General features: G+C 53.3%; 10 protein-coding genes, 2 tRNA genes and 1 pseudogene. 5 read left to right on the top strand and 8 right to left on the bottom strand.

Translation table 11 applies throughout. The features are described 5' to 3' along the window. Positions 1-13: 13 nt before the first annotated feature. A complete protein-coding gene (tdk, locus tag L350_RS18390; protein WP_032622434.1) occupies positions 14-628 on the bottom strand; it encodes a thymidine kinase in 615 nt (204 codons plus the stop codon). 550 nt (positions 629-1,178) lie between these two features. Here tdk and hns point away from each other — a divergent pair. Further along, positions 1,179-1,592, top strand: coding sequence for a histone-like nucleoid-structuring protein H-NS (hns, locus tag L350_RS18395; protein ID WP_032624106.1), 414 nt, complete (start codon positions 1,179-1,181; stop codon positions 1,590-1,592). 201 nt (positions 1,593-1,793) lie between these two features. Here the strand turns inward: hns and galU are convergent, their stop codons facing one another. The 3 genes from galU to rssA form a co-directional block, all read right to left on the bottom strand. Further along, positions 1,794-2,699, bottom strand: a complete 906-nt coding sequence (galU, locus tag L350_RS18400) for a UTP--glucose-1-phosphate uridylyltransferase GalU (RefSeq protein WP_022648355.1) — start codon at positions 2,697-2,699, stop codon at positions 1,794-1,796. Positions 2,700-2,898: 199 nt separating this feature from the next. Then, positions 2,899-3,912 carry a two-component system response regulator RssB gene (gene rssB, locus L350_RS18405; protein WP_032624105.1) on the bottom strand — a complete coding sequence of 338 codons (1,014 nt, stop codon included), beginning with the start codon at positions 3,910-3,912 and terminating at the stop codon, positions 2,899-2,901. An 89-nt stretch (positions 3,913-4,001) separates the two neighbouring features. Beyond that, positions 4,002-4,904, bottom strand: a complete 903-nt coding sequence (gene rssA / locus L350_RS18410) for a patatin-like phospholipase RssA (protein WP_032624104.1) — start codon at positions 4,902-4,904, stop codon at positions 4,002-4,004. Positions 4,905-5,017: 113 nt separating this feature from the next. Between rssA and L350_RS0122155 the strand changes: the two are divergent. From L350_RS0122155 to L350_RS18425, 4 genes and pseudogenes are all read left to right on the top strand, one after another. Beyond that, positions 5,018-5,482, top strand: a pseudogene (locus tag L350_RS0122155) (YchJ family protein). A 41-nt stretch (positions 5,483-5,523) separates the two neighbouring features. Further along, positions 5,524-6,366 carry a formyltetrahydrofolate deformylase gene (gene purU, locus L350_RS18415; protein ID WP_003856715.1) on the top strand — a complete coding sequence of 281 codons (843 nt, stop codon included), beginning with the start codon at positions 5,524-5,526 and terminating at the stop codon, positions 6,364-6,366. Between the two features lie 157 nt (positions 6,367-6,523). Beyond that, positions 6,524-6,608: transfer RNA gene (locus tag L350_RS18420), tRNA-Tyr, on the top strand. 34 nt (positions 6,609-6,642) lie between these two features. Then, a tRNA-Tyr gene (locus L350_RS18425) sits at positions 6,643-6,727 on the top strand. Between the two features lie 211 nt (positions 6,728-6,938). Here L350_RS18425 and narI read toward each other — a convergent pair. From narI to L350_RS18445, 4 genes are read right to left on the bottom strand one after another with little or no spacing between them, the layout of a single operon-like run. Further along, positions 6,939-7,616, bottom strand: coding sequence for a respiratory nitrate reductase subunit gamma (gene narI, locus L350_RS18430; RefSeq protein WP_022648359.1), 678 nt, complete (start codon positions 7,614-7,616; stop codon positions 6,939-6,941). After that, positions 7,616-8,326: a nitrate reductase molybdenum cofactor assembly chaperone gene (gene narJ / locus L350_RS18435; RefSeq protein ID WP_022648360.1), complete on the bottom strand. Its 711-nt coding sequence runs from the start codon at positions 8,324-8,326 to the stop codon at positions 7,616-7,618. The genes narI and narJ overlap by 1 nt, the downstream gene beginning before the upstream one ends. Then, on the bottom strand, positions 8,323-9,858 hold the full coding sequence (narH, locus tag L350_RS18440; protein ID WP_032624103.1) for a nitrate reductase subunit beta: 1,536 nt from the start codon (positions 9,856-9,858) through the stop codon (positions 8,323-8,325). The genes narJ and narH overlap by 4 nt, the downstream gene beginning before the upstream one ends. After that, positions 9,855-13,598: a nitrate reductase subunit alpha gene (locus tag L350_RS18445; protein WP_032624102.1), complete on the bottom strand. Its 3,744-nt coding sequence runs from the start codon at positions 13,596-13,598 to the stop codon at positions 9,855-9,857. Before L350_RS18445 ends, narH begins: the two co-directional genes overlap by 4 nt. Between the last annotated feature and the right edge of the window lie 203 nt (positions 13,599-13,801).

Below are 13,801 nucleotides of genomic sequence, written 5' to 3'. Positions count from 1 at the left end.
TAAGACATTTTTTTTATTTGCGATTGTCGCCCTGTAACGCCGTCAGCGAGCCTACAGCCAGCGCCTCTTTATAATGCTTGCGGCAGACCGAGACATAACGTTCATTGCCCCCTATCACCACCTGCTCGCCATCAGCATAAGGCTTGCCCGACTGGTCCAGGCGAAGAACCATACTTGCCTTGCGGCCACAAAAGCAGATAGTTTTCAGCTCAACCAGCTTATCCGACCAGGCGAGCAGATACTGGCTACCGGCAAATAACTCACCGCGAAAGTCAGTGCGTAATCCATAGCAAAGAACGGGAATATCCAGCTCATCAACGACCTCTGAAAGCGCATGGACCTGCTCGCGGGTCAGGAACTGGCTTTCATCTACCAGCACGCAATGGACAGGCTTAGAGGCATGCTGGGCACGAATGTCCTCAAGCAGGTCCGTTTCAGGGTTAAACAGCCTTGCAGGCGACGAGAGCCCTATTCTTGAGCTTACCTTCCCTGCCCCAAAGCGATCGTCGATTTCGGCGGTATAAACAACGGTACGCATCCCCCGCTCCTGATAATTGTATGAGGATTGCAGTAACGCCGTCGATTTCCCTGCATTCATTGCCGAATAGTAGAAATAAAGTTGTGCCATTGGCCGAAGAACCCTAATCAATGTGTAATATTCCCGATGGATCATTGTACCATATTTTGTATTGTCATCAGCGGCGGGCTGCGTGCTCCAGGCTGTTCTGCACCAATAAACTCTTCGTTGATAGCGCAAAATAATGCGTTAAAACAGACAGTAAAGGCTTTTAGCACGGACAATAAGGCGAGCTCGACACCGGAGATAACACTTCTTTTTATAGTGGCTTCTGCAATCTTTAAAATTCACTATTTATTAACTATTCTTCTGTTCGCTGCGCTTAGCCGGAGTAATACGAAAGGCTGATATTTATCAACCGCAACTATAATTCCTGAGGTAAAAGTCACAAAACAAACATGCAAATGACGCGCTTTTGCCGTTTGAAACGATATCTCATCGCCCCAGCAAACAATGAAATTTAAGTTAGCGTAATTAATAATAGCGTCATTAATTTTGTATTTTTTGAATTCCTTACATTCCAACCTATTGCACAAGTGAAATTAACGCTCTATTATTAGGACAACAAACCCACCCCCATTATAAGTTTGAGATTACTACAATGAGCGAAGCACTTAAAATTCTGAACAACATCCGTACTCTTCGTGCGCAGGCAAGAGAATGTACCCTTGAAACGCTTGAAGAGATGCTCGAAAAATTAGAAGTTGTCGTTAACGAACGTCGTGAAGAAGAAAGCGCAGCAGCGGCTGAAATCGAAGAACGTACACGTAAACTGCAACAGTATCGCGAAATGCTGATTGCCGATGGTATCGATCCAAACGAATTGCTGAACAGCATGGCTGCGGCTAAAATCGGTACCAAAGCAAAACGCGCAGCACGTCCTGCTAAATATAGCTACATCGACGAGAACGGCGAAGAGAAAACCTGGACCGGCCAGGGTCGTACTCCTGCTGTAATCAAGAAAGCTATGGACGAACAAGGTAAACAACTGGATGACTTCCTGATCAAGGATTAATCTGGAAAGATTCTGAAAAATCCCGCTTAATGCGGGATTTTTTATGCCCATAATATTCCCCAAACATCTCCTTACATTCTGTCATATTGCCTGGCTCACTATTTAACGTCCTTGACAATCTCCAGCCAATTACGGATCGACAGGCATAAAAAAACCGGTGGGCATCGCCACACCGGTCTTGTTCACTGGTCCGTGAGTTTATTACTTAATACCCACGCTACCTTTGAGCCAGGCTTTAAATTCTTCACCCAGGCTGTTATGGCGAATGCCATATTCGACGAATGCCTGCATATAACCGAGCTTATTACCGCAGTCATGGCTCTTACCTTTCATATGGTAGGCTTCCACGGTCTCTTTCTCGATCAGCATATCGATAGCATCCGTCAGCTGGATTTCATCGCCCGCACCCGGAGGCGTTTTGGCCAGCAGCGCCCAGATTTCAGCACTCAGTACGTAACGGCCAACGACAGCAAGGTTAGACGGCGCGACGTCCGCTTTAGGTTTTTCAACAACGCCAACCATTGGTACGCTTTCACCAGGTTGCAGGGCAACACCTTTGCAGTCAACCACACCGTAAGCAGTCACATCGTCGACTGGCTCAACCATAATCTGGCTGCTGCCGGTTTCGTCGAAGCGTTTAATCATTTCCGCCAGGTTTTCCTGGGAAAGATCGGACTCATACTCATCAAGGATCACGTCTGGCAGAATAACCGCGACCGGCTCATCACCCACTACCGGATGTGCACACAATACTGCGTGCCCCAGGCCCTTCGCCAGGCCCTGACGAACCTGCATAATGGTAACGTGTGGAGGGCAAATAGACTGCACTTCCTCCAGCAGCTGGCGCTTTACGCGTTTTTCCAGCATTGCTTCGAGTTCGAAACTGGTATCGAAATGGTTTTCGATAGAGTTTTTAGATGAATGCGTCACCAGTACAATTTCGGTGATACCTGCCGCAATACACTCATTCACGACATACTGGATTAATGGCTTATCAACCAGAGGCAGCATCTCTTTTGGGATTGCCTTCGTCGCTGGCAACATCCTGGTACCCAATCCCGCCACCGGGATAACGGCCTTTCTGACTTTCGAATTTAGGGCAGCCATTGAAATTCTCCTGAACTGTTCAAGTTTTGAACTTTTATGCATTGAATAACGCGTTGAGTATACAGTCTCAGCCACTAATACGGGTCTGAAAAGAACGCGTTGCCGATCAATTAAGACAAATACGCATGAAACTTGCAGCGATAGTAGCACTGCCAGCAAAAACACAGGTAAAGCAATCTGAAAAATAAAACCTGACTGCTTACTCCGTGGACAACATTAAGCGTAACCGCCCACCGGCACCCCAAATTTGGCACTGCCAGGAGGTGCAGCGATGGCTAATTTGATTAAGGTAAGTATTACCCAACGTTCCCAACGGCACACCGTTACTCACCTGTATATGGTGTTCGCCGGTATTCAGCGTGGCATTTAATCCAGCAGAGACCAGAATAAGGTTATTCAACCCGCTGTGATAATAGCCAACCAGAAGCGGGAACTGCCCCGGCAAATTGGCCTGGCGAAAAAGTTGGTTGACCTGTTTTAGTAAACTGCCTAACTCAGGAAGTCGTTGCCCCTGATGGGATAATTGTTCCTGTAGCAATCCATTAAACAGCGCACGGAGTAATAAGGCCGCCAGAACGCCGTTATCTCCCGCTCGGGTAACATCCAGGCAATAAAAAGCGAGGTCGGAATCTGATAGCGGCGCAATATCCAGCACCAGTCCAGGCTGGTCAGCCGCTACCAGCTGGCGATAATTTACTCTGCAATGAGAGATATTTTGCTGCACCGGCGGCTGAAGTTCCTGAAGCAGCTTCGCGGCCGCGAGCGGATTACTGACTAAAGCATCCCAGTCCTGGAAAAGACGTTCTTCTTCTTCCACCCGGGAATTAAACATATTGGGATACAGGCAGGCCAACACCGTTTCACGCAGTCGGTTTAAATCTTTAACCGGTTTGAGCAGGATATCCTGCACACCCAAACGCAACGCCTTAGCAATATCCGCCATATTTTCGGTCGCCGAGATCACCAGTATCGGTGTCTGATAACCTTCATTACGCAGGTTTTCCACCAGCATTAATCCGTCCATACGCGGCATCTCGAGATCGCAGATCATCAGATCAGGCGCCATGCTGGCCATTTTTTCCAGTGCCTCGACGCCATCTTCGGCAAGGGACGTGGTTGCACCCAGTGAGGATAACCACGAATCCAGTAGCGATCGGAGAACGGGCTCGTCTTCTACTATCAAAATATGTTTTCCGGCCAATGGCTGTGTCATGGTTCCTCCCCTGGCTGACAGTTACTCAATAGTGGCATGCTATTGGTACTATCGCCTGTCAGATTTTGCTGAAGTAATCAAAAAAGTGCTTAACGTGCTTTACGCACAAAAGGCAACAGTTCATCTATTTTCTTTTCGACGGCTAACGAGCCCGCTGCTATGGCGGCCTCAGCCCGGTGGAAATCAAGGGTAGAGATTTGTGGACAATAGGGCTGAATAAGAATATCCGGAGGATCGCCAGCCATACGGTTTCGTTTCAGGCGATTCTCAAGAATTTGAATGGAGGTCGTCATGATTTCAATGGCGTTCGGCGCGGTCACCGTGCGACGGGCAGTCAGGCGCCCTATTCTGCCGCGTAAACGCGCATGCCAGGCAAGTTTCTCTTCTTCCGCATCATCGCTCTGAAGATTAACCGGCATCAAATCCTGCTGCATAAGATGAGCGTCGTGTTGCAAATCCACTGCAATGACGATATCTGCCCCCATGGCGCGCGTCAGAGAGATGGGGACAGGATTCACCACGCCACCATCAACGAGCCAGTAGCCATTATGAGGCACAGGCGCCATTAACCCAGGCATGCTACAGGATGCGCGAACGGCGAGATGAATATCCCCTTCGGTGAGCCATAACTCCCTGCCCGTACTGAGGTTGGTTGCAACGGCGCCGAAAGGCACTTGGCAGTGGCTGAAGTCAGCGAGGGGCATTATCTTACGAAACTGATTGAATACGCGTTCGCCGCGCAGCAGGCCGCCACGCTGCCAGGAGAGATCCATCAGGCGCAGTACATCCCAGTAACTAAAGGAGCGCACCCAGCTTTCAAGCTGCGGGAGCTTACCGCAGGCGTACGCGGATCCGACCAGCGACCCGATAGAACATCCTGCGACAATATCAACGTCAATCCCCATCTGGTTTAAGGTATTGATAACGCCAATATGTGACCAACCCCGGGCTGCACCTGAGCCCAACGCCAGTCCAATTTTTACCTTTCTCATTAGCCCTGTTTTACTTCCCCTGGATTCCCGACATAGCGTCAACGCACCTGCTCAGTTAACATATTGCTACCTTAAGCGTTTAACGCCTTATTTTTTGTTCCAGGAAGAGAATCGTGTCTCAACTCTGCCCCTGTGGTAGCGCTCTGGAGTATAGCCTATGTTGCCAGCGATATCTTTCTGGCGAGCAGGTTGCACCAGACCCGTCACACCTTATGCGCTCGCGGTATACTGCTTTTGTGATCAAAAACGCAGACTACCTGATTAAAACCTGGCATCCGTCCTGTGATGCTGCCGATTTTCGGCAAGAGATTGAAGCCGGATTTGCCAACACCGTCTGGCTGGGCCTTACCATCTTTGATGCCGCTCCCGGCCGCGATGCCAACGAGGGCTATGTCAGTTTTGTCGCCCGCTTTAGCGAACAAAACAAACCCGGCGCCATCATTGAACGCTCACGGTTCTTAAAGGACTGAGGGCAATGGTATTATATTGACGGCACACGTCCGCAATTCGGTCGTAACGATCCCTGCCCCTGTGGTTCAGGAAAAAAATTTAAAAAGTGTTGCGGCAGTAATGCCTGACAACTCAGACTTCGCAAATACATAAACAGGATTTCCCGGCGATGCAATCATTACAACGTAAAGTTCTGCGCACTATCTGTCCCGATCAAAAAGGACTGATCGCACGAATTACCAACATTTGCTACAAGCATGAACTGAATATCGTGCAGAACAACGAGTTCGTTGACCACCGTACCGGTCGCTTCTTTATGCGTACCGAGCTGGAAGGTATTTTCAACGACACAACCCTGCTTGCCGATCTGGACAGCGCCCTGCCGGAAGGCTCGGTGCGCGAGCTAAACCCGGCGGGTCGTCGCCGCATTGTCATTCTGGTCACCAAAGAGGCGCACTGCCTGGGCGATCTGCTGATGAAAGCCAACTACGGTGGCCTGGACGTCGAAATTGCCGCCGTCATTGGCAACCACGAGACGCTGCGTACGCTGGTTGAACGTTTCGACATTCCGTTTGAACTGGTCAGCCATGAAGGTCATACCCGCGAAGAGCACGACAACCTGATGGCTGCTGCGATTGAAGCGCATAACCCGGACTACGTGGTGCTGGCAAAATACATGCGCGTGCTGACGCCATCCTTCGTGGCGCGCTTCCCGAACAAAATTATCAACATCCACCACTCCTTCCTGCCAGCCTTTATTGGCGCGCGTCCGTACCACCAGGCATACGAGCGTGGGGTGAAGATCATTGGCGCAACCGCGCACTACGTGAATGATAATCTGGACGAAGGCCCAATCATCATGCAGGACGTGATCCACGTGGATCACACCTACACGGCAGAAGATATGATGCGAGCTGGCCGTGACGTTGAGAAGAACGTACTGAGCCGTGCGCTTTATCAGGTACTTGCTCAGCGCGTCTTTGTGTACGGCAACAGAACGATTATTCTTTAATCCTTCGGAAAATGAATTGATTAGCTTTACGCCTTTACGGATAAAAAGCAGGCAAACAGCTTCATTTTCCTAAAGGAATGCTTTACAGGGGCGTCTCATTTGATATGATGCGCCCCGCTTCCAACAGGAAGCAGGCCAGTTAATAGCATTACCCCGTGGTGGGGTTCCCGAGCGGCCAAAGGGAGCAGACTGTAAATCTGCCGTCATCGACTTCGAAGGTTCGAATCCTTCCCCCACCACCATCTCCAGCTTTACCTCAAAATATGAATTACCCCTGGTGGGGTTCCCGAGCGGCCAAAGGGAGCAGACTGTAAATCTGCCGTCATCGACTTCGAAGGTTCGAATCCTTCCCCCACCACCATCACTTCCAGATTCTTTAGCACTCTCCAAAAGCACAATGCCCCATGGTTCTACCATGCGGGGAAAGATGAGAAGCTTCGACCAGGGTTCGATCCGAGAATAGTGAATTCCGTAGGCCGGGTAAGGCGCAGCCGCCACCCGGCATCCGCACGAAACCCTGGTTCCAGGACAAAAAAAACCCCGCAAATGCGGGGTTGTATCAATACAGCGAATCAGCGACGAGCACGCACGATCTGATATTTGCGCGTCAGGTACTCCACCGGCGCACTCCAGATGTGCACCAGGCGAGAGAACGGGAACAGCACAAATAGGGTCATACCCAGCACCAGGTGAACGCGGAAGATGAACGCCACGCCGTCCAGATGCTCAGAGGCACCACCGCGGAAGGTCACGACAGACTGCGCCCATCCCACCAGCTTCATCATCTCGCTGCCGTCCATATGCTGCGCAGAGAATGGAATGGTCAGCAGACCCAGCGCACACTGCACCATCAGCAGGGAGAGGATCAGGATGTCCGCTCCGGTCGTGGTAGCCCGCACGCGTGGGCTGAACAGACGACGTTTCAGCAGCAGCAGCCCACCCACCAGGGTCATCACGCCGCAGGCGCCACCGGCGAGCATCGCCATCTTCTGCTTCACTTCAATCGGCAGCCACGCTTCGTACATCCAGTGCGGCGTCAGCATCCCCAGGAAATGACCGGCGAAAATACCCAAAATCCCGATGTGGAACAGGTTTGACGCCAGGTTCATCCCTTTACGATCCAGCATCTGGCTGGAGGCAGCACGCCAGGTGTACTGGCCATAGTCATAACGCAGCCAGCTTCCCACCAGGAACACGGTGCCCGCGATATACGGGTAAATGTCAAAGAAGAACATATTCAGGAAGTGCATTAGTGCTGTCCTCCGTTAGAGATATTCAAATATTGCGGAGCCACCGCTCCGGCAAAACGACGCTGATGCGCGGAGATTTCAGATTCGCCACAGCTCTGGTCAGCAAAGAATTTCACCTGTTCTTCTTCCCAGACGGCATCCAGTGCTTGTGGGGTGTCGTCACGGGCTTCATCCGCAATTTTTTCCGCCACTTTTTGACTGTCAACCGAGGCGTTAGCCAGTTTCACCAGCAGATCGAACAGGACTGCATAATTGCTCTCACGTTGCTGGAGACGTGCGCCGAGCAACGCCAGAATGGGAGCGATGTCCTGCAACCCGCCCAGCGCTTCCTCTTTCGGCAGCTGCGCCAGATATTCCAGGTACAGAGGCAGGTGATCCGGCAGCTCGCGGCTGTCGAGTTGCAAACCGTGCTGCTCGTACTGGGCCATCAGATCCACCATCGCCTGACCACGGTCGCGGGATTCACCGTGAACGTGTTCGAACAGCAATAGAGACGTGGCACGACCACGGTCAAACAGCTGGCTGTAGTCCGCCTGCGCATCAAGAAGATCGCGCGCCAGCAGGTCGCGGAGGAAAATGCCCAGCGTCTGGGCATCCTCTTTATCCAGGTTTTCAGATGACGCGAGTGCATCAAAGAGTTCCTGCTGATGCTGCACAAGCGCAGCATCAGGGTACTCGAGCAGACGCGAAACAATGACGAGTTCAATCATTGGTGCGGCTCCGTTTTGCTGGTCACATCCATCGCGTCGATGCGACGGCTGTTGAACAGGTTGAATTTGCTGTCTGACCCGTGGCAACCGTCGCCAAAGGTAAAGCCACACCCACTTTTCTCCGGGAAGGCCTCGCGAGCCAGCTCGCGGTGACTGCTCGGCACCACGAAACGATCTTCGTAGTTAGCGATTGCCAGATAGCGGTACATCTCCTGCGCCTGCGCTTCGGTCAGGCCGACCTCTTCCAGCGCGCGGGTATCGTTAACGCCGTCAACGGTTTCCGCACGTTTGAAGTGACGCATCGCCAGCATACGTTTCAGCGCCAGCAGCACCGGCTGGGTATCCCCGGCCGTCAGCAGGTTGGCCAGATACTGAACCGGAATACGCAGGCTTTCCACGTCCGGCAGAATGCCGTTGCTGCCCAGTTCACCTGCGTCAGCCGCAGACTGAATCGGAGACAGCGGCGGCACGTACCAGACCATCGGCAACGTGCGGTATTCCGGGTGCAGCGGCAGCGCCAGCTTCCAGTCCATCGCCATTTTGTACACCGGGGACTGCTGTGCGGCGTCAATCACGCTCTGCGGAATACCGTCTTTCAGCGCCTGCTCGATCACCTTCGGATCGTTCGGATCGAGGAAGACGTCCAGCTGACGCTGATACAGATCTTTCTCGTTCTCGGTGCTTGCGGCATTTTCAATCGCATCCGCGTCGTACAGCAGCACGCCGAGGTAGCGGATACGCCCTACGCAGCTCTCAGAGCAGACGGTCGGCATACCGGCTTCGATGCGCGGATAGCAGAAGATGCACTTCTCTGACTTACCGCTCTTCCAGTTGAAGTAGATTTTTTTGTACGGGCAGCCTGTGATGCACATACGCCAGCCGCGGCACTTGTCCTGGTCGATCAGCACAATGCCATCTTCTTCACGCTTGTAGATGGCGCCGCTTGGGCAGGTCGCCACGCACGCCGGGTTAAGGCAGTGTTCGCACAGGCGCGGCAGATACATCATGAAAGTGTTTTCGAACTGGCCGTACATCGCCTTCTGCATGTTCTCGAAGTTCTGGTCTTTGGCGCGTTTTTCGAACTCGCCGCCCAGAATTTCCTCCCAGTTTGGACCGCTGGTAATTTTGTCCATGCGCTTACCGGTGATCAGCGAGCGAGGACGGGCGATCGGCTGGTGTTTGCTTTCCGGCGCGTTGTGCAGGTTCTGATAGTCGTAATCAAACGGCTCGTAGTAATCGTCGATGCCCGGCAGATGCGGGTTAGCAAAGATTTTACCGAGCAGCATCGCACGGTTACCCATGCGCGGTTGCAGTTTGCCGTTGATTTTACGGATCCAGCCACCCTTCCACTTCTCCTGGTTTTCCCAGTCGGTCGGGAAGCCGGTGCCCGGCTTACTTTCCACGTTGTTGAACCAGGCGTACTCCATACCTTCACGGCTGGTCCAGACGTTTTTACAGGTGACTGAGCAGGTATGACAGCCGATGCATTTATCCAGATTCAGCACCATGCCGACTTGTGAACGAATTTTCATTTTACGCTCTCCTGTACCTGGTCATTACCTTCGCCATCTAACCAGTTAATATTCTTCATCTTACGTACCACCACGAACTCATCGCGGTTTGATCCTACAGTGCCGTAGTAGTTAAAGCCGTAGGCCAGCTGGGCATAGCCGCCGATCATATGCGTCGGTTTCGGCGTAATACGGGTCACAGAGTTGTGAATACCGCCGCGCTGCTCGGTGATCTCTGAACCCGGCAGGTTAACGATACGTTCCTGCGCGTGGTACATCATGGTCATCCCGGCTGGTACACGCTGGCTCACCACCGCACGTGCCGTCAGGGCACCGTTGCTGTTGAACACTTCGATCCAGTCGTTATCTTCGATACCCAGATCTTTGGCGTCCGCTTCGCTCATCCAGACGATCGGCCCCCCGCGTGACAGCGTCAGCATCAGCAGGTTGTCGCTGTAGGTGGAGTGGATACCCCACTTCTGGTGGGGCGTCAGGAAGTTCAGCGCCTTCTCAGGGTTACCGTTTGATTTCGCCCCCATCACCGCTTTCACGGAGCGGGTATCGATTGGCGGACGGTAAACCAGCAGGCTTTCACCGAAGTCACGCATCCACTGGTGATCCTGATACAGAGACTGACGGCCAGAGAGCGTGCGCCATGGGATCAGTTCGTGAACGTTGGTGTATCCGGCGTTATAGGACACATGTTCATCTTCGAGGCCAGACCAGGTCGGGCTGGAGATAATCTTGCGCGGCTGAGCCTGAATATCGCGGAAGCGGATTTTCTCTTCTTCTTTATTCTTCGCCAGATGCGTATGGTCACGGCCGGTAAATTCACTCAGAGCCGCCCACGCTTTCACCGCCACGTGGCCATTGGTTTCCGGTGCCAGGGTCAGGATCATTTCCGCTGCATCAATTGCCGTGTTCAGCATTGGCTGGCCTTTGGCCGGGCCGTCTGCTTTGGTGTAATTGAGCTTGCGCAGCAGGTCCATTTCGCTCTGGGTGTTCCAGGCGATGCCTTTACCGCCGTTACCGACCTTCTCCATCAGCGGACCGATAGAGGTAAAGCGCTCGTACGTAGCCGGGTAATCACGTTCAACCGGAATAATGTGCGGCGCGGTCACGCCCGGGATCAGGTCGCATTCGCCTTTTTTCCAGTCCTTCACGTCAAGCGGCTGCGCCAGTTCGGCAGCGGAGTCGTGCTGGATTGGCAGCGTCACCACGTCGGTCTCTTTGCCCAGGTGCCCTACACAGACTTCGGAGAATTTCTTCGCGATGTCTTTATAGATTTCCCAGTCGCTTTTTGATTCCCACGCCGGGTCAACGGCCGCAGACAGCGGATGAATAAACGGATGCATATCCGACGTATTCATGTCGTCTTTTTCGTACCAGGTGGCGGTAGGCAGCACGATATCGGAGTACAGGCAGGTACTGGACAGACGGAAGTCCAGCGTTACCACCAGATCCAGCTTGCCGTCCAGACCGTTGTCTTTCCATTCAACTTCTTCTGGCTTCACGCCGCCCTGCTTGCCGAGATCCTTACCCTGAATACCGTTTTCGGTACCGAGCAGGTATTTCAGCATGTACTCATGGCCTTTACCGGACGAACCCAGCAGGTTGGAGCGCCAGATGAACAGGTTACGCGGATGGTTTTTGCCGTTCTCAGGCTGTTCTGCCGCAAAACGGATTGAGCCATCCTTCAGCGATTTCACGGTGTAGTCCACCGGTGACATGCCCGCTTTCTTCGCCGCTTCCGCAATGCGCAGCGGGTTAGTGCCCAACTGCGGTGCAGACGGCAGCCAGCCCATGCGTTCAGCGCGCACGTTGAAGTCAATCAGGTGGCCGCTGTAGCGGGATTTATCCGCCATCGGCGACAGCAACTCCTGCGCGGTCACCGTCTCGTAGCGCCACTGGCTGGAGTGGTTATAGAAGTAGGAGGTGCTGTTCATGTGACGAGCCGGACGCTGCCAGTCAAGGGCAAACGCCAGCGGCTGCCAGCCGGTCTGCGGACGCAGTTTTTCCTGGCCCACGTAGTGCGCCCAGCCGCCGCCGCTCTGACCGACGCAGCCGCAGAAGATCAGCATGTTGATCAGGCCGCGATAGTTCATATCGAGGTGATACCAGTGGTTCAGACCGGCACCGACGATGATCATGGAGCGACCGTGAGTTTTGTCTGCGTTTTCCGCAAATTCGCGGGCGATACGGGTGATTTGGGCGCGTGGCACACCGGTGATCTGCTCCGCCCAGGCTGGTGTATAAGCCATCACGTCGTCATAGCTGGTCGCGCAGTTTTCGTCGTTCAGACCGCGCTCCAGGCCATAGTTCGCCATGGTCAGATCGTAGACCGTAGTGACCAGAGCGGTAGAACCGTCCGCCAGTTGCAGGCGCTTAACCGGCAGTTTGTGCATCAGAACGTTTTGCAGCTCAACCTTGTTGAAGTGCTCGGAACCTTCACCACCAAAGTACGGGAAGCCGACATCGGCGATTTCGTCCTGGCTGCCCAGCATGCTGAGGCGAAGTTCTGTCTCTTCACCCGTGTTGCCGTTACGCTGTTCCAGGTTCCATTTGCCTTTTTCGCCCCAGCGGAAGCCGATAGAACCGTTTGGTGCCACCAGCTCGCCGTTGCTGTTGCAGGCGACCGTTTTCCACTCCGGGTTGTTTTCCTGACCCAGCGCGTCCACAAGATCCGCAGCACGCAGCATACGGCCAGCGGCGTAATAGCCGTCACGCTCTTCAAGCATCACCAGCATTGGCATGTCGGTGTAGCGACGCACGTAATCGGTGAAATACTGGCTTGGCTTGTCGAGGTGGAATTCACGCAACATGACGTGGCCCATCGCCAGCGCCATGGCGGCATCAGTACCCTGTTTCGGTGCCAGCCACAGGTCGCACAGTTTGGCGATTTCGGCGTAGTCCGGGGTCACCGCGACGGTTTTGGTCCCTTTGTAACGTACTTCGGTAAAGAAGTGCGCATCAGGGGTACGGGTCTGCGGAACGTTAGAGCCCCAGGCGATGATGTAGCTGGAGTTGTACCAGTCAGCGGACTCCGGCACGTCGGTCTGTTCGCCCCAGGTCTGCGGCGACGCTGGCGGCAGGTCGCAGTACCAGTCGTAGAAGCTCAGACAGGTACCGCCGATAAGTGAAAGGTAGCGCGCGCCGGAGGCGTAAGAGACCATCGACATTGCCGGGATTGGCGAGAAGCCTGCCACGCGGTCAGGACCGTAAGTTTTCACGGTATAGACGTTGGAGGCCGCAATCAGCTCGTTCACCTCTTTCCAGGAAGAACGAACGAAACCACCGCGACCACGCGCCTGTTTGAAGCTTTTCGCTTTGTCGGCGTCCTCGATGATGGATGCCCAGGCATCAACCGGATCGCTGTGCTGCACTTTCGCTTCACGCCACATTTTCATCAGGCGTTTACGCATCAGCGGGTATTTCAGACGGTTGGCACTGTAGAGATACCAGGAGTAGCTGGCCCCACGCGGGCAGCCGCGCGGTTCATGGTTCGGCATATCCGGACGGGTACGCGGATAGTCGGTCTGCTGCATTTCCCAGGTCACCAGACCGTTTTTAACGAAAATCTTCCAGCTACATGAGCCAGTGCAGTTTACACCGTGGGTAGAACGGACAACTTTGTCATGCTGCCAGCGTTGACGGTAACCGTCTTCCCAGTCCCGGTTGGTATCCAGAACCTGGCCGTGCCCATCGGCAAAAGTTTCACCCTTCTGTTTGAAGTAGCGAAACCGGTCCAAAAATTTGCTCATCGGGTATCTCCTGTGTGGAGCCTGTGGCTCTCTAAATCGACATTGCTGATTTGCAGCGAAGGTAACGCTATGAAAGATGGTGAGAATTGATAACGATCAAGACGGAGGGGGTCTCTGAGGGGGGGTATTAGATCAAATACCACCAAAGCGGTAGCTGTTAATATTTTTTAACTTAATGATTTATATGGATATATTTTATTTAT

The organism is Enterobacter sp. MGH 4 (genome assembly GCF_000534735.1).
In the GTDB taxonomy this organism is placed as follows: Bacteria; Pseudomonadota; Gammaproteobacteria; order Enterobacterales; family Enterobacteriaceae; genus Enterobacter; species Enterobacter intestinihominis.
This window is presented reverse-complemented; position numbering and strand designations above follow the sequence as displayed.

What these genes read in the sequence shown, in the direction of transcription:
- purU (WP_003856715.1), top strand. Translation starts at nt 5,524, where the DNA reads ATGCAATCATTACAACGTAAAGTTCTGCGCACTATCTGTCCCGATCAA.
- narH (WP_032624103.1), bottom strand. Translation starts at nt 9,858, where the DNA reads ATGAAAATTCGTTCACAAGTCGGCATGGTGCTGAATCTGGATAAATGC.
- tdk (WP_032622434.1), bottom strand. Translation starts at nt 628, where the DNA reads ATGGCACAACTTTATTTCTACTATTCGGCAATGAATGCAGGGAAATCG.
- L350_RS18445 (WP_032624102.1), bottom strand. Translation starts at nt 13,598, where the DNA reads ATGAGCAAATTTTTGGACCGGTTTCGCTACTTCAAACAGAAGGGTGAA.
- narI (WP_022648359.1), bottom strand. Translation starts at nt 7,616, where the DNA reads ATGCACTTCCTGAATATGTTCTTCTTTGACATTTACCCGTATATCGCG.
- rssB (WP_032624105.1), bottom strand. Translation starts at nt 3,912, where the DNA reads ATGACACAGCCATTGGCCGGAAAACATATTTTGATAGTAGAAGACGAG.
- hns (WP_032624106.1), top strand. Translation starts at nt 1,179, where the DNA reads ATGAGCGAAGCACTTAAAATTCTGAACAACATCCGTACTCTTCGTGCG.
- narJ (WP_022648360.1), bottom strand. Translation starts at nt 8,326, where the DNA reads ATGATTGAACTCGTCATTGTTTCGCGTCTGCTCGAGTACCCTGATGCT.
- rssA (WP_032624104.1), bottom strand. Translation starts at nt 4,904, where the DNA reads ATGAGAAAGGTAAAAATTGGACTGGCGTTGGGCTCAGGTGCAGCCCGG.
- galU (WP_022648355.1), bottom strand. Translation starts at nt 2,699, where the DNA reads ATGGCTGCCCTAAATTCGAAAGTCAGAAAGGCCGTTATCCCGGTGGCG.